This window comes from Streptomyces pseudoechinosporeus, from assembly GCF_054783935.1.
Genome location: NZ_BAAGPS010000005.1, coordinates 381,825 through 396,129 on the forward strand (window position 1 = coordinate 381,825; position 14,305 = coordinate 396,129).

14 protein-coding genes and 1 tRNA gene are annotated in these 14,305 nt (G+C 71.6%); 4 read left to right on the top strand and 11 right to left on the bottom strand.

The genetic code is table 11. The features are described from left to right. Positions 1-66: 66 nt before the first annotated feature. Both ACYVO6_RS08415 and ACYVO6_RS08420 read left to right on the top strand, forming a co-directional pair. Positions 67-1,380 (top strand): sulfite oxidase, encoded by a 1,314-nt coding sequence (locus ACYVO6_RS08415; protein WP_461058868.1) that lies wholly within the window; start codon positions 67-69, stop codon positions 1,378-1,380. 30 nt (positions 1,381-1,410) lie between these two features. Beyond that, positions 1,411-1,659 (top strand): DUF5988 family protein, encoded by a 249-nt coding sequence (locus ACYVO6_RS08420; RefSeq protein ID WP_461058869.1) that lies wholly within the window; start codon positions 1,411-1,413, stop codon positions 1,657-1,659. Between the two features lie 18 nt (positions 1,660-1,677). Here the strand turns inward: ACYVO6_RS08420 and ACYVO6_RS08425 are convergent, their stop codons facing one another. The 3 genes from ACYVO6_RS08425 to ACYVO6_RS08435 all read right to left on the bottom strand — a co-directional run bounded on the left by ACYVO6_RS08425 (position 1,678) and on the right by ACYVO6_RS08435 (position 3,057). Continuing rightward, on the bottom strand, positions 1,678-2,184 hold the full coding sequence (locus tag ACYVO6_RS08425) for a phosphoribosyltransferase (RefSeq protein ID WP_461058871.1): 507 nt from the start codon (positions 2,182-2,184) through the stop codon (positions 1,678-1,680). Between the two features lie 15 nt (positions 2,185-2,199). Next, positions 2,200-2,775 (bottom strand): dCTP deaminase, encoded by a 576-nt coding sequence (gene dcd, locus ACYVO6_RS08430; RefSeq protein ID WP_165343999.1) that lies wholly within the window; start codon positions 2,773-2,775, stop codon positions 2,200-2,202. Between the two features lie 120 nt (positions 2,776-2,895). Beyond that, entirely contained in the window at positions 2,896-3,057 is a 162-nt protein-coding gene (locus tag ACYVO6_RS08435; protein ID WP_169786253.1) for a hypothetical protein, read from the bottom strand. A 273-nt stretch (positions 3,058-3,330) separates the two neighbouring features. Here ACYVO6_RS08435 and ACYVO6_RS08440 point away from each other — a divergent pair. Then, positions 3,331-3,404 (top strand) — tRNA-Gly (locus ACYVO6_RS08440). Positions 3,405-3,482: 78 nt separating this feature from the next. Here ACYVO6_RS08440 and ACYVO6_RS08445 read toward each other — a convergent pair. The 8 genes from ACYVO6_RS08445 to ACYVO6_RS08480 all read right to left on the bottom strand — a co-directional run bounded on the left by ACYVO6_RS08445 (position 3,483) and on the right by ACYVO6_RS08480 (position 11,756). Beyond that, on the bottom strand, positions 3,483-4,691 hold the full coding sequence (locus ACYVO6_RS08445) for a sialidase family protein (protein WP_461058874.1): 1,209 nt from the start codon (positions 4,689-4,691) through the stop codon (positions 3,483-3,485). After that, the gene (locus tag ACYVO6_RS08450; RefSeq protein WP_461058876.1) at positions 4,688-5,467 is read right to left on the bottom strand and encodes an HpcH/HpaI aldolase family protein; all 780 of its coding nucleotides are present in this window, start codon (positions 5,465-5,467) and stop codon (positions 4,688-4,690) included. Before ACYVO6_RS08450 ends, ACYVO6_RS08445 begins: the two co-directional genes overlap by 4 nt. 61 nt (positions 5,468-5,528) lie before the next feature. After that, on the bottom strand, positions 5,529-6,509 hold the full coding sequence (locus tag ACYVO6_RS08455; RefSeq protein WP_461058879.1) for an aldo/keto reductase: 981 nt from the start codon (positions 6,507-6,509) through the stop codon (positions 5,529-5,531). Next, entirely contained in the window at positions 6,506-7,432 is a 927-nt protein-coding gene (locus tag ACYVO6_RS08460; RefSeq protein WP_461058880.1) for an ABC transporter ATP-binding protein, read from the bottom strand. Before ACYVO6_RS08460 ends, ACYVO6_RS08455 begins: the two co-directional genes overlap by 4 nt. Next, complete coding sequence (locus ACYVO6_RS08465) at positions 7,429-8,328, bottom strand: ABC transporter ATP-binding protein (protein ID WP_461058882.1); 900 nt, start codon at positions 8,326-8,328, stop codon at positions 7,429-7,431. Before ACYVO6_RS08465 ends, ACYVO6_RS08460 begins: the two co-directional genes overlap by 4 nt. Before the next feature lie 3 nt (positions 8,329-8,331). Further along, a complete protein-coding gene (locus ACYVO6_RS08470; RefSeq protein ID WP_461058884.1) occupies positions 8,332-9,246 on the bottom strand; it encodes an ABC transporter permease in 915 nt (304 codons plus the stop codon). Between the two features lie 2 nt (positions 9,247-9,248). Continuing rightward, positions 9,249-10,178 carry an ABC transporter permease gene (locus ACYVO6_RS08475; RefSeq protein WP_461058886.1) on the bottom strand — a complete coding sequence of 310 codons (930 nt, stop codon included), beginning with the start codon at positions 10,176-10,178 and terminating at the stop codon, positions 9,249-9,251. Between the two features lie 3 nt (positions 10,179-10,181). Continuing rightward, positions 10,182-11,756: an ABC transporter substrate-binding protein gene (locus ACYVO6_RS08480; RefSeq protein WP_461058888.1), complete on the bottom strand. Its 1,575-nt coding sequence runs from the start codon at positions 11,754-11,756 to the stop codon at positions 10,182-10,184. 218 nt (positions 11,757-11,974) lie between these two features. On the opposite strand from ACYVO6_RS08480, the gene pdxA reads away from it, so the two are divergent. Next, complete coding sequence (pdxA, locus tag ACYVO6_RS08485; RefSeq protein WP_461058891.1) at positions 11,975-14,302, top strand: 4-hydroxythreonine-4-phosphate dehydrogenase PdxA; 2,328 nt, start codon at positions 11,975-11,977, stop codon at positions 14,300-14,302. The last annotated feature ends 3 nt before the right edge of the window (positions 14,303-14,305 follow it).

The window sequence follows — 14,305 nt, forward strand, 5'->3', positions numbered from 1 at the left end:
TGCGCCGCGGCATTTCCCGGGCCGGTTGGTCTCGCGTGACACGGCTCGCAAGCGCACGATGGACGCATGGACGGACGCGACGCACGCGACGTACAGGCCGCGCGGGATGAGCAAGCCGAGCGCCAGGCTGAACGCATCGTGCCGCACGACGGCCCCATCGGCGACGCCCACGCAAGCCTCGAGCACGCCGGTGACGCCCACGCCGCTCACGCCACCGACCCGCACATCAGCGCGCTACGAGCCGTCAGCGCACCGGCGCGCGTGGCCGAGCCCGCCGAGGGGATCAGCGCGGAGGAACTCGCTCTCGCGGCCCGCAATCACGGGCTGCCGCTGGAGGCGCTGCGGTACGAGGTCACGCCGCCCGGACTGCACTACGTACTCGTCCACTACGACATCCCCACCGTCGACGCCGCCGGCGCAGAGGACTGGACGCTCGCCGTGCGGGGCCGCGTACGCACACCGCTGACCCTGGACATGGCGACCCTGCGCTCGTTCCCGGCCGTCACGCACCGGGTGACGATGGAGTGCGCGGGCAACGGCCGGGCCCGGCTCACCCCGCGGCCCGTGAGCCAGCCCTGGCTGGTGGAGGCGGTCGGTACCGCCGACTGGACCGGGGTCCCGCTGCGTACGCTGCTCGCCGAGGCCGGAGTCGAGCCGGACGCCGTCGAGGCCGTGTTCACCGGCGCCGACCACGGCGTGGAACGCGGCGTAGAGCAGGACTACCAGCGCAGCCTCCCCCTCTCCGACGCCACCGCCGACGACCCCGAGGTGCTGGTCGCGTACGAGATGAACGGCGCCCCACTGCCACCGCAGCACGGCCACCCCGTACGCCTCGTGGTGCCCGGCTGGTACGGCATGGCCCATGTGAAATGGCTCCGCGACATCACCCTGACCAGCACGCCCTTCACGGGATTCCAGCAGACGGTCGCCTACCGCTACCGCCGGTCGGCCGACAACCCCGACGACCCCGGCGAACCGGTCACCCGGATCGCCCCGCGGGCCCTGATGATCCCGCCGGGCTTCCCGGACTTCATGTCTCGCACCCGCGTCGTACGCCCCGGCCCCGTGCCCCTGGAGGGCCGCGCCTGGTCGGGCCACGCCCAGGTGACGAAGGTCGAGGTGAGCACGGACGACGGCGACACCTGGACCGAGGCCGCTCTCGAGGACGAGCCCGACGACAAAGGGCTCAATGGCAGCGCATGGGCGTGGCGGAGCTGGCGTACGACATGGACCGCCGCCCCCGGCACCCACGTACTGACCGCCCGAGCCACCGACGCCGCGGGCCACACCCAACCCCTCGACCAGCCCTGGAACCGCGGCGGCTTCGGCAACAACCTCGTCCAGCGGATCCCGGTGATCTGCCTGCCGCGGGGCGACTGAAGATCGTGGAACCACAGGAGCTCTGGAGACATGGCCACCAAGACAGGCAACAGCGACAAGGGCACTACGTCACAGAAAGCAGCCCTGGCCGCCCTCGAGGGCGGCCCCGACGACCTGCCCGAGAGGATCGTCCCCGTCACGGCCCCCGCAGGAGAGGACCTGAAGATCCTGCACCGCGGCGGCTACGAACACTTCCGCCCGACGTCACGACGCCAGGACACGGCGGAGGGAAAGCTGCCGGTCTACGAGTGGTGGGAGCGCACGGAGATCGCCGAGTAGACGGTCATAGGCGGGCGGTCAGGCGTCGAGGACCTGGTGCTGTCCGGCGGCCCTCTTCACAACCGGCTCCTGGACGCTCCACGGAAAGTTGATCCACTCATCGGTCCGCCTCCACACGTACTCGCACTTCACCAGCGACTGCGACTTCTCGTAGATCACGGCGGACCGCACCTCGGCGACATGATCGAGGCAGAAGTCGTACACGAGCTTCAGCGTCTTGCCGGTGTCGGCAACGTCATCGGCGATGAGCACTTTCTTATTGGTGAAGTCGACGACATTCGGAACGGGCGCGAGCATGACGGGCATGTCGAGAGTCGTCCCGACTCCCGTATAAAACTCCACATTCACCAGGTGAAGATTTTTGCAGTCGAGCGCGTACGCAAGCCCGCCCGCGACGAAAACACCCCCACGGGCAATGGAGAGGACGAGATCGGGCTCGTACCCGTCATCTGCGATGGCCTGCGCCAACTCCCGTACCGCCGCACCGAACTGCTCGTAGCTGAGATTCTCGCGTACGTCGCTCATGCCGGCCCGCCGCCCTCAGACCTGGGTCCGATGGAAGTTGAGGAAGGACCGCGAGGCGGTGGGCCCGCGCTGGCCCTGGTAACGGGATCCGTACCGCTCGGAGCCGTAAGGGAATTCGGCGGGCGAGCTGAGCCGGAACATGCACAGCTGGCCGATCTTCATTCCCGGCCACAGCTTGATGGGAAGCGTGGCGAGATTGGACAGCTCAAGGGTGACGTGCCCGGAGAACCCAGGGTCGATAAACCCGGCGGTGGAATGAGTGACAAGCCCGAGCCGCCCTAGAGAACTCTTCCCCTCGAGCCTCGACGCGAGATCATCGGGAAGCGATATCACCTCATACGTACTCGCCAGCACGAACTCCCCGGGATGCAGGATGAACGGCTCGTCCCCGTCGGGCTCGACGAGCCGCGTGAGGTCGGCCTGCTCGATGGAGGGGTCGATGTGCGGGTAACGGTGGTTCTCGAACACCCGGAAGTAGCGGTCGAGCCGCACGTCGACGCTCGACGGCTGCACCATGGAATCGTCATACGGATCGATCCGGACCCGCCCGGAGTCGATCTCGGCCCGGATGTCCTTGTCTGAGAGAAGCACGACCTGAGGATACGCAGAGCGTAGGGGCCCGCCACAATCCACGGACTGTCCGAGGACTGTGACGGGCCCCTACGAGGTGTAGCTGCGGTTGCCGCTCACCACTTACCGCTTGCCGTCCGGTTACCGCTTCTCCATGGCCACCGGCACGACGCTGCGGAGCCGGGCACAGCGCGGACAGCGGATCAGCCGGCCGGGGCCGAGCCGCTCGGCCTGCTGCATCGGAAGCGAGGCGGTGCTGAACACGTGCCCTTCGGCACAACGGACGACGGTGCTGCGTTCCATCAAGTCCTCAGAGTCCCTTCCCCAAGAGCCGCGTCTGACTGACGTGAAACGCCACATTACGGGACGAACGGAACGGCCCTCCAGGCGGCACCCCGCTCCCGCCCACACCCTCTCCCACCCCTCCACCGTACGCCCCAACTCCCGCCCCCCGCAGCCCTGTCCACCCCCTGCCCATCCCCTGAAACCACCACAGGCCCCACGGCTTCGGCGCCGGGGGCCTGGCATGAGGTACAGTGAATCCGCGTTTCCGACGCCGCTCAGCTGGCGTCTTACGCGGGTGTAGTTTAATGGTAGAACATCAGCTTCCCAAGCTGAGAGCGCGAGTTCGATTCTCGTCACCCGCTCCAGATTGAAACCCCAGGTCAGCGACCTGGGGTTTGCTTGTTGTCTAGTCCAATTTGGGAGCGGTGCGCCCTCTGCGTGCCCTAAGTCGCGGAAAAGCGGCCACCCCACGGTGCCAATCCCCTCGCGCTCTGCGGGGTGAGCCTGATGTGGCGGATGACCTTTCGGTGGTGTGTGTAGGCGATGTGGAGGGCGCCGTCCGGTGTCTGCGCTATCGAGGGATAGGACAGTTCGCGGTTGAGGCCGTCGCGGGAGTTGTTGGTGAGGCAGTAGCCGTCGCCGGTCACGAGGTCGGCGCGCAGCGGCCAGGTCAGGCCGCCGTCGGACGAGAGGGCGAGGCTGAGCGGCGCGCGGGGGGCACCCCAGAACGCGGTCGAGGGGGTCTGCCGTACCGCCGTCGTCACCGAGCCGTCCGGGGCCTTGCCGTCGGCGAGTGAGCCCGTGTCGTCGATCTCGTCGTAGAGGGAGACTCGGCGGGCGGTCGCGTCGGCGGCGCTGCTGTGGTTGTAGACGAGGGCCAGGCGGCCGTCGGCCAACGGGATGTACTGGATCGAGGAGTTGTTGTTCGGCAGACCGAGCGGCTGCGGCTCGCTCCAGGTGTCGCCGTCGTCCAGCGACACGGACCGGTGCACGGCGTCGGCGCGGCGGCTGCGGTAGAGGGCGAGCAGGGAGCCGTCCGGCAGCCGGTGGACGTTCATGTGGACCAGGCCCGTGGAGCCGGGCACGGGCTGCTCGGACCAGGTTCCGCCGTCGTCGTCGCTGATCATGACGGCGCTGGTGTCGAGGTCGCCCGACCACTTCTCGCCGGGGGCGGTCCGACAGCGGAAGACGGGCAGCAGCAGGCGGCCGGTGGGCAGGACGACAGGTGGCTGGCGGACGAAGACGCCGCCGACGCCCGGGGTCGCGGGGAACAGGGTGCGGGTCGCCTCCCAGGTCGTGCCCTGGTCGTGGCTGACGCGCAGCCGTACCTCGGCGGTGTCCTGGTCTCCGCCGCGCTGGGCGGTGTGCAGCAGCCACAGGGTGCCCGAGGGCATGGGGAAGAGCACGGGGTTCTGCTCGGAGCGTGCCGGGTCGTCCGAGAGGCGGACGGGCTCCGTCCATGTCGTGGTGCCGGGCGCGAGCCTGGAGAACCACACGCTGATGTCCGCCATGCCCTCCTGCGTGCCGCCGAACCAGACGCAGCCGAGGTCCCCGCCGGGCAGCACGGTGAGATTGGCGGCGTGGCTCTGCACGGTCGGTGCGGGCAGCGTGGTGTCGGTGCGGTCGAAGCCGTCGAGGAGCCGGTTCGTCACAGTGCCTCTCCAGAGGTCCGGGCAGCGGCCAAGTGTTGGCGGGCGGTCTGTTCCAGGTGCACCAGGTCGCAGGCGACGGTCGCGAACGTGAAGCCCTCGGCGAGGCGCTTGGCGGCGCTCGCCCCGTCCGGGTTGTGGATGCCCGCGGCGATTCCGGCGGCCGCCGCCGCCTCGCGTACGGTGCCGAGCGCGTCCTCGAAGGCGTCGGCCAGGTTCGGGTCCGTGGAGGAGGCGCCGCCGAGGGCGATGCGCAGGTCGGAGGGGCCGACGTAGACGCCGTCGAGGCCCGGCGTCGCGCAGATCGCCTCGACGTCGGCGAGTCCTTCGGCCGTCTCGATCATGGCGAGGACGACCGTGGTGTCGTGCGTGTCGGCCGGGTCGGGGCCGATCCTCAGCGCCGAGCGCATCGGACCGTAGGAGCGCCGGCCGAGGGGCGGGTAGCGGACCGCGGCCACGGCCTCGGCGGCCTGCGCGGCCGTGTCGACCAGCGGCACGATCACTCCGGTCGCGCCCGCGTCGAGGGCACGGCCGATCGGGGCGGGGTCGTTGGCCTCCACCCGGACCAGGCCGACGGCCGTGGAGCCCCGGCTGTCGATCGCGAGGAGGTTGTTGAGCATGCCGGAGTAGCCGAAGAGGCCGTGCTGGGCGTCCAGGGCGACGTAGTCGTAACCGAGGCGGGCGATGCGTTCGGTGGCCACGGGCGCGTCCATCAGGCACCAGTAGCCGAGCAGTTGCTCGCGGGCGCGCAGGGCGGCGGTGAACTCTGCGGGGGTCATGGGCAGGTGTTCCTTCGCAGGGGGCGGGGGCGGGGCGGGGGCGTCGAAGTCGCGTACGGGCTCAGCGGTTGTAGGCGGGCATGGGGCCGCGCAGGCCGGCGCCGACCTCGTCACAGGCGGCGGTCACGTCGGGGGGCAGCGGTCCGGCCTGCGCGGCGGCGAGGTTGGCGCGCAGGTGCTCGGTGCGGGAACCGCCGAGCAGCAGGGCGTCGGTCGAGTCCCGGTCGAGGAGCCAGCGCAGGGCCAGTTCGGCGAGCGGGACGCCGGCGCCCTCGGCGATACGGGTCAGGTCGGCGACCGCGGCGAACAGGCGCGGATCCCAGTAGCGCTGCCGGTACATGTCCGCGAGCCGGGAGTCGGCGAACCGGCCGGCCTCGGGGGCCTTCTCGTAGCGGTGCCGTCCGGTGAGGAGGCCGCCGCCGAGCGGGTTGTAGACCATGGTGCGCAGACCGGTGACGGCTGCGTACTCGACGTACTCCTCCTCGATCCGGCGGGCGAGCAGATTGTGCAGCTGCTGGGCGACGACCGGGCGTGGGGCACCCACCTCGTCGGCGACGCGCACCAGTTCGGCGATCTGCCAGGCGGCGTAGTTGGAGACGCCGAGCGCGAGGACCTTCCCCTCGGCGACGAACTCGGCGACGGTGGCGAGGGTCTCGGCGAGGGGTGTGGCCCGGTCGGGCTGGTGCAGATAGAACAGGTCGACGCGGTCGGTGCCGAGTCGCTTGAGGCTGCCTTCCAGGGCGGCCCGCAGGCCGGGGGCGGACAGCGGGGCGTGCTCTGCCTGGTCGGGGTGCGGCATGCCGGCCTTGGTGGCGAGCACGATCCGGTCGCGGTGGGCGGGGAGCAGCTCGGCGAGGATGCGTTCGCTCTCGCCGCCGGCGTAGCCGTTCGCGGTGTCCACGCCGGTGATGCCGGCCTCCAGCGCCGTCGCGAGCATGTCCGCGGCGCCGGCCCGGTCGACGGTGTCCCCGAACGTCATGGTGCCGAGGACGAGCCGGGACAGGGGCACGGGTACGTTCGGCAGTTCGATGCCGGTGGTCACTTGCCGGTTCCTTCCGGTGGGGCGGTCAGGGGGGTGTGGGGCGGGCGCGGCTCCGGCGATGGTGTCGTCGAGGCCGCCCGGGTGCGGGGTTTGAGTCCCCTGATCGCCGTGGGGTCCAGGGCGGCGCGGCGCAGCGCGCGGGTGTAGGGCTCGGCGGGGGCGGCGAGGACGTCGGCGGTACGGCCGCGTTCGACGATCTGTCCCGCCTTCAGGACGACGACGTCGGTGCTGATCTCGCGTACCACGCCGAGGTGGTGGGCGATGACGATGTACGTGATGCCGGTCTCCTCCCGCAGTTCGCGCAGCAGATCGAGGACCTGGGCCTGCACGGACACGTCGAGGGCCGAGGTGGCCTCGTCGCACACCAGCAGGTCGGGTTCCGAGGCCAGGGCGCGGGCGATGCCGATGCGCTGGCGCTGTCCGCCGGAGAACTCGGCGGGCCGTCGTTCGAGTGCCGTGGCCGGCAGCCCTACGCGGTCGAGCAGTCCGGTGGCGCGGCGGCGCCGTTCGGTCTTGTCCTTCACACCCGCGACGCGCAGCGGTTCTGCCACGATCTCCAGGGCGGTCAGGTGCGGGGCGAGGGATCCGTAGGGATCCTGGAAGACCATCTGGACGCGGCGCCGCAGCGGCCTCAGGCGCCGCTCGGGCAGCGCGGCGAGGTCGGTGCCGTCCAGCACGATCCGCCCGGAGGCGGGCTTGAGCAGCCGTACGATCGCGCAGGCGATGGTCGACTTGCCGCTGCCCGACTCGCCGACGACGGCGAGTGAGCCGCCGCGGGGCACGCTGAAGCTGACGTGGTCGACGGCGCGCACGGGGCCGGCGGGCGTGGGGTAGTCGACGACGAGGTCCTCGACGGCGAGAAACGCCGACGCGTCGGCGGCGGCCGTGTCGGCCGCGTCCGGTGTCACTGCTGGCCGGCTCATCGGGCGGCCCTGCCTTCCTGCTCGGGCTGGGCGGTGTGGTCGTCGAGCCCGTCCTCGTCCCAGGGCCCGAGGCTCGGGACGGCCGCGAGCAGTTTCCCGGTGTACGGGTGTGCGGGCCGCTCGACGATCTGCTGCGCCGGCCCCGACTCGACGAACCGGCCCTCCTTCATGACGTGGATGCGGTCGGACACCAGCCGGGCGACGCCTAGATCGTGGGTGATCATCAACATGCCCACGCCGGTGCGTTCCTGAAGGTCCATCAGCAGGTCGAGGACGCTCGCCTGGACGGTGGCGTCCAGGGCGGAGGTGGGTTCGTCGGCGACCAGGAGTTGCGGTTCGGCGGCCAGCGCGACGGCGATGAGGATGCGCTGGAGCATGCCGCCGGAGAACTGGTGCGGGTACGCCTTCCAGCGCGTTTCGGGCTTGCTGATCCGTACCTGGTCCAGCAGGTGTGTGCCGCGCTCGCGGGCCTCGGCCCGGGACAGGCCGGGGTGACGCAGCCGGAGGGCCTCGCCGAGCTGCCGACCCACGGTGTGGACGGGGCTGAGCGCGGCCATCGGGTCCTGGGGGATGAGGGACACGGTACGGCCGCGCGCCCGCCGGGCCGCCCCGGGGTCGGTCACGACGTCCTCGCCGCCGATGCGGGCGGTGCCCGACAGCACGGCGAGTCCTTCGGGCAGCAGCCGCAGCACGCCCATCGCCGTGGTGGACTTGCCGGAGCCGGACTCCCCGATGAGCGTGACGGTCTCGCCGCGTCCGACGGTGAAACTCACGCCGTCGACGGCACGGACCACGCCTCGATGGGTGACGAGTTCGATCTGCAGGTCCTCGACCTCCAGCAGGGAGCCGGAGGCCGGCAGCTGGGCGCCGGAGGCCGGCGAGGTGTCGCTGGTCATGGCTCAGGCTCCCTTCGCGGGCTTTGTCGTACGGATGCGGTCGCGCAGGCCGTCGCCCAGGAGGTTGACGCCGACCACGAGGAGGGCGATGACCAGGCCGGGGAGCGTGACCAGCCACCAGGAGGTGGTGATGTAGTCCTGGCCGTCGGAGATGATGCGGCCCCAGGTGGCGAACGGCCGCTGGGGTCCGGCGCCCAGGAAGCTGAGGGCGCTCTCCAGGAGCACGGCCTGGGCGAGCAGCAGCAGGACCACCAGGCTCGCGGGGCGCAGGACGTTGGGGATGATGTGCCGTCCCAGGACCGACCAGCTGCGCATACCGAGCAGACGGGCGGCCGCCACATACGGTTTCTCGCGTTCGACGAGGACCAGGGAGCGGGTCAGCCGGGCCACTTCCGGCCACTGGGCGATCGCGATCACGCAGGTGATGACGGTGACCGACGGGCCGAAGAGGGCCACGACGAGCAGCAGCATCATCAGCAGGGGCAGCGCCATCTGGGCTTCGAGGAGCCGGCTGACGACCGTGTCGATCCAGCCCCCGAAGTAGCCGGCCGCCGAGCCCGCGGCGATCCCGATGAGCCCGGAGACGACGACGGCGAGGATGCCCACGGTCAGCGACACCTGGCCGCCGTGCAGGATGCGGGAGAGCAGATCGCGTCCGAGCTGGTCGGTGCCGAACAGGTGCCCGTCGGTGAGCGGCGGCATCCGGCGCCCCGCGAGGTTCTGGGCGTCCGGGTCCGGCAGCGGCAGCAGGCTCGCGAGGGCCACCGGCAGGGCGACCAGCGCGGTGCACACGGCTCCCGCCCACAGCTTGAAGCGGGCGCTGCGCCGCTGCCTGGTGGCGGTGGCGCGGGCCAGGTGCCGGGCGGTGACGGCACTGGACCGGGTGCTGCCGGCGGACGGTGTGAGTGTGGCGGACATGGTCAGGCCGCCTTTCCGAGTCGGACCCGCGGGTCGAGGAGCGGGTAGGCGAGGTCGACGAGGAGCTGGACGAGGATGGCGAGGGTCGCCGTGACCAGGACGGTTGCCTGGATGAGCGGGTAGTCGCGGGTCTCCAGGGCGCGGACGACGAGGGAACCGACGCCGGGCCAGCCGAAGACGACCTCGACCAGCACGACGCCGTTGAGCAGTGCCGCGAAGCGGGTGCCGACCGCGGTGACCAGCGGGACGGACGAGTTGGCGAGGGCGTACCGCCAGGTGAGGGCCCGTTCGGAGACACCGCGCGAGCGGGCCACGGTGATGTACGGCGAGGCGAGTGCCGTGGTCATCTCGCGGCGTACGAGCCGTGAGACGAGGGCGAGTTGGAGGATCGCGATGGTGAGGGTCGGCAGGACGAGGCCGCTCCAGGAGGTGAAGCCGGAGGCGGGCAGCACCGGCAGCAGCACGGCGAAGACGGTCAGCAGCATCACGCCGGTCCAGAAGTCCGGCATGGACTGTCCGGTGATGGTCAGGACGTTGGCGCCGAGTTCGCGCGAGGTGTCGGCGCGGCGGGCCATCCACACGCCCAGCGGGACCGCGACGGCCACGGTGACGGCGATCGCCGCGAGGGAGAGCGTGATCGTGTACGGCATGCGGTCCAGGACCACGCTGAGGGCGGAGTCGCGGAAGGAGAAGCTGGTGCCGAGATCGCCGTTCAGCAGGTCGCGCAGGAAGATCCCGTACTGGGTGATCAATGGCTTGTCGAGGCCGAACTGGGCGCGGATCCGCTCCAGGTCGGCGGTGGTGGCGCTCGGCGGCGCGTATGCGGCGGCCGGGTCTCCGGGGGCGAGCCGGACCAGCACGAAGACCGTGGAAATGGTCAGGAAGACGGTCAGCAGGCTCTGGCCGAGACGGCGGGCGAGGTACTTCGTCACGGCTCAGCCCTCCAGCCGTACGGCGGTCAGGTCGTAGGAGTTGATCGGCAGCAGCCGGACGCCGTCGACGCGGGCGCGGCGGGCGAGCACGGTCTTCGGCACGAAGGCCCACATGGCCGGCCAGGTGTCCCAGACGGCGTGCTGGGCGGCGGCCAGCTTGCGGTCACGGGTGGCGGGGTCGGTCTCGGTGGCCGCGTCGGACAGCTGTCGGGCGATGGCGGGGATGACGTAGCCCATGAACGCGTCACCGGTGCGCTCGTCCTCGGCCGTGCCCGCGTACATCGCCTGCAGCATGGTGGTGGCCTGGCCGGTGGTGCCGGGGAAGCCGTTGCCGATGACGTCCCAGTCGCCTCCCTTGCCCTGGCGCCACTTGAGGATGTCGCCGCCGGGCTCGAACTGCTGCAGGGTGGCGCGCACACCGACCTCCTTCAGCATCTCCGCGACGGCCTCCATCACGGAGGCGTCCGCGGCGAACTCGCCCGACTCCCAGATGATTTTGATCCGCAGCCTGTCGGCGCCCAGGGACCTGAGCAGCTTCCGCGCCCGTGCGGGGTCGTGGGCGAAGCGGCCGGTGCGTTCGGCGCCCTGGAGACTGAGGGGGACGACTCCCCGGGCCGGCTCGGCCGAGTCGGTGAGCACGTCCCGGACGAGGGACTCGCCGTCGATGGCGTACGTCAGCGCCTGGCGCACCCGGGCGTCGGCGAGCGGGTGCTTCTTCGGCTTGCGGAAGTTGTAGAAGAGCTGGCAGATCCGCACCCCGGCCGTCTGCTCCAGGTGCACGCCTGGCAGCCCGGTGAGCTGTTCGGCGGAGTCGGGGGTGATGGTGTCGATGACGTCCAGTTCGCCGCTGCGCAGGGCGACGACCCGGCTCGACTCCTCCGGTACGAAGCGGACCCGGACCCGTTCGACGGGCGGCCGCCCGCCCCAGTACTCCGGGACGCGGGCCAGGGTGTACTCGCCCGCGCCGCTGTTGGCGCCGGTCACCCGGTAGGGGCCGGTGCCGACGCCGGAGCGGAGTTCCTCGGGCCGGTTGTCCTTCGCCGGGGTGATGAGGATGTTGGCCATCAGCCGGTCCAGGATGGGCACCGGTTCGCGGGTGTGGAGCAGGAAGGTGCGTTCGCCCGTCGCCTCGACCTCGGGGAGTTCGGGGAACAGGCCGAGGATGAACGAGCCGGCGACGTCTCCGTACAGCCGCACCGCGGTGGCCACGTCGTCGACGGTCACGGGCCGGCCGTCGGAGTAGCGGATCCCGTCGCGCAGCCGGACGCTCCAGGTGGTCGGCGCGGTCATCTCGAACCGGTCGGCGAGGACCCGTGTGAGTCGCATGTCCGGACCGATGGCCGTGAGGGCCTGACGCACGGCCCGCTGCACGGTCACCGCGGCGTCGAACTGGTTGAGCTTGTTGTCCAGGCTGACCAGCGAGCGGTTCAGCCCGAGCGTGAGGGTGCCGGGGCCGGGGGCGCCGGTGGGTCCGGCGCAGGCGGCCAGCGGGGAGAGAGCGAGACCGGCGCCGCCCGCGGCGCCCCAGCGCAGCAGGGTGCGACGGCTGGGCGTCTCACTCGGAGGAGTTCGGGTCATCGTCGACCTCTCGGGGTTTCTGTGCGGCGACCGGCTCGGGACGGCGTCCGGTCCCGCAGGAGGCCGTCGGTTGCCGTCGGTTTCTGTCGCGCCGGAAACCGTTCCACGGTTGCGCGGATCACGCAAGAGGTCTCGCGCACATCGCGCAAGATGTGCCATCATCGAGCGCCGAGGCCGCCCCGCGTGTCTCTCTCCGACCACCGGCCCAGGAGGATGATGTGCCCTTCCCCTCCCCCGCCCCCCGCCGAGACGAGCGGGTCGCGCGACGTGTCCTCGCGCTCGCCGACGACCTGTCCGGGGCGGCGGAGACCGCGGTGGCGCTCGGCCTGCCGGGCCGGATCGTGCTCGGTCCCGCACCATGGGACCCGCCGCAGGACGGCAAGGCCGTCGTGGTCGACCTCGACTGCCGGTGCCTGCCCGCGGCCGACGCGGCCCGGCGCGTACGCGAGGCGCTGCGAGCCGTGCCCCCGGACGTTCTGGTGCTGAAGAAGGCCGACTCACTGCTGCGGGGCAACCTCGCCGCCGAGACGGTCGCCTGCGTGGACGGCGCCGAGGGCGTCGTCGTCGCCACCGCCCTGCCCGCCCTCGGCCGCACGGTCCGCGGCGGTGTCGTCCATCTCGACGGCGTCCCCCTGCACACCACGGACGCCTGGCGGGCGGAGAGCACCGCGCCCCCGCCCTCGATCTCCGCCGCGCTCGGGGACGCCCGTACGACGCTCGTCCCGCTGGAAGCGGTACGGGGCGACGCGTTGCCCGCCGTGCTGCGCGCGGCGATCACCGCCGGACACCTTCCGGTGTGCGACGCCGAGACGGACGCCGACCTGGACCTGATCGCCGAGGCGGCGCTCGCATGCGGGCCCGGCGTCCGCCTGACGGGCACGAGCGGCCTCGCCGCCGCGGTCGGCCGCCTGCTGAGACGTACCGAGGGGACGCCGGCCGCAACCACGGCGGGACAAGCGGCTCCGGCTCCGGCCGGGGGACGCCGGCAACGGCCCCTTCTGGTCGTCGTCGGCACCGCCGATCCCTCCGCGCCTGCGCAGATCGCGCAACTCACGGAGCGCGGCGCCCGCCATGTATCCGTGAACCCCGACGTCCTGGACTCCGGCGTCATGAACTCCGACGTTCTGTCGCCCCCGGCCGTACCGCATTCATTTGACGACGTGTCAGACGATGTCACCGTCCTCAGCATCGACAGCGGCCCGGGCATCCGGCCCGGTTCGGCACGCCGTCTGGTGTCCGCACTCGCTCGCCTCGCCGCCGCCCGCGCGGGCGAGGCCGACCTCGTCCTGACGGGTGGCGAGACCGCCCGCCGCGTGCTCGACGCGCTCGGCGTTGCGCACCTGGCGCCGCTCGGCCAGATCCACCACGGCGCCGTCCACGCACTCACACCCGACGGACGCCATGTCGTCACCCGGCCCGGCAGCTTCGGCGACACCGACTCCCTGCTGCGGATCGCCACGGCGCTCCGGCCGGGCCTCCCCCACGTCCCCCACCTCCCACCGCAAGGAGACCTCCCGGTGAACGCGATCCCGACCGCCGACAACCACCGTTCGCTGCCGCTCATCGCGGTGACCATGGGAGACGGCGCGGGCATCGGCCCCGAGGTGATCGTCCCGGCGCTGCTGCACCCGGACACCCTCGCCCGCTGCCGTCCCGTCGTCATCGGTGATGCCGGGCGGCTGCGGCAGGCCGCCGCGATCCTGGGTGTCGACTGCGACATCGTCTCCGTGACCGGCCCGGGCGAGGCCGAGTTCCCACCGGGCCGCGTCAACGTCGTGGACCTGGACCTGCTCCCCGCCGACCTGCCCTGGGGCGAATTGTCCGCCCTCGCCGGCGAGGCCGCCTACCAGTACGTACGGGTGGCCGCGGACCTCGCGTTGAAGGGCGCCGTGCACGGCATCTGCACCGCGCCGCTCAACAAGGAGGCCCTGCACTCCGCCGGGCATGTCTACCCGGGCCACACCGAGTTGCTGGCCCACCTCACCGGCGTGGACGAGGTGTCGATGATGCTGTCGACACCGCGGGTGAAGGTCATTCACGTCACCACCCACATCGGCCTGATCGACGCCGTACGGCGCATCGAGCCGGGCCTGGTCGAGCGCACGGTGCGCCGCGGTCACGACGCGATGGTGCGGGCCGGTGTCGCGAAGCCGGTGATCGGCGTCTGCGGCATCAACCCGCACGCGGGTGAGAACGGACTGTTCGGCTACGGCGAGGAGGAGGAGAAGATCGTCCCCGCCCTCGACGTGCTGCGCGCGGACGGCATCGACGCCCGCGGCCCCCTCCCGGCCGACACGGCCTTCTTCCTCGCCGGGCGCGGCGACTACGACCTGATCGTCGCGATGTACCACGACCAGGGGCACGGCCCGGTGAAGGTGCTGGGCATCGAGGCGGGCGTCAACCTGACCGTGGGACTGCCCGTCATCCGCACCTCGGTGGACCATGGAACGGCCTTCGACATCGCGGGCAAGGGCGTGGCCGAGGCCGGTAGCATGGTCGAGGCCGTGCGCCAGGCAGCCGAGATGTCGTCCGTAGCGGTCCGCTGAGAC

What these genes read in the sequence shown, in the direction of transcription:
- ACYVO6_RS08415 (WP_461058868.1), top strand. Translation starts at nt 67, where the DNA reads ATGGACGGACGCGACGCACGCGACGTACAGGCCGCGCGGGATGAGCAA.
- ACYVO6_RS08420 (WP_461058869.1), top strand. Translation starts at nt 1,411, where the DNA reads ATGGCCACCAAGACAGGCAACAGCGACAAGGGCACTACGTCACAGAAA.
- ACYVO6_RS08425 (WP_461058871.1), bottom strand. Translation starts at nt 2,184, where the DNA reads ATGAGCGACGTACGCGAGAATCTCAGCTACGAGCAGTTCGGTGCGGCG.
- ACYVO6_RS08435 (WP_169786253.1), bottom strand. Translation starts at nt 3,057, where the DNA reads ATGGAACGCAGCACCGTCGTCCGTTGTGCCGAAGGGCACGTGTTCAGC.
- ACYVO6_RS08450 (WP_461058876.1), bottom strand. Translation starts at nt 5,467, where the DNA reads ATGACCCCCGCAGAGTTCACCGCCGCCCTGCGCGCCCGCGAGCAACTG.
- ACYVO6_RS08460 (WP_461058880.1), bottom strand. Translation starts at nt 7,432, where the DNA reads ATGAGCCGGCCAGCAGTGACACCGGACGCGGCCGACACGGCCGCCGCC.
- ACYVO6_RS08465 (WP_461058882.1), bottom strand. Translation starts at nt 8,328, where the DNA reads ATGACCAGCGACACCTCGCCGGCCTCCGGCGCCCAGCTGCCGGCCTCC.
- ACYVO6_RS08470 (WP_461058884.1), bottom strand. Translation starts at nt 9,246, where the DNA reads ATGTCCGCCACACTCACACCGTCCGCCGGCAGCACCCGGTCCAGTGCC.
- ACYVO6_RS08480 (WP_461058888.1), bottom strand. Translation starts at nt 11,756, where the DNA reads ATGACCCGAACTCCTCCGAGTGAGACGCCCAGCCGTCGCACCCTGCTG.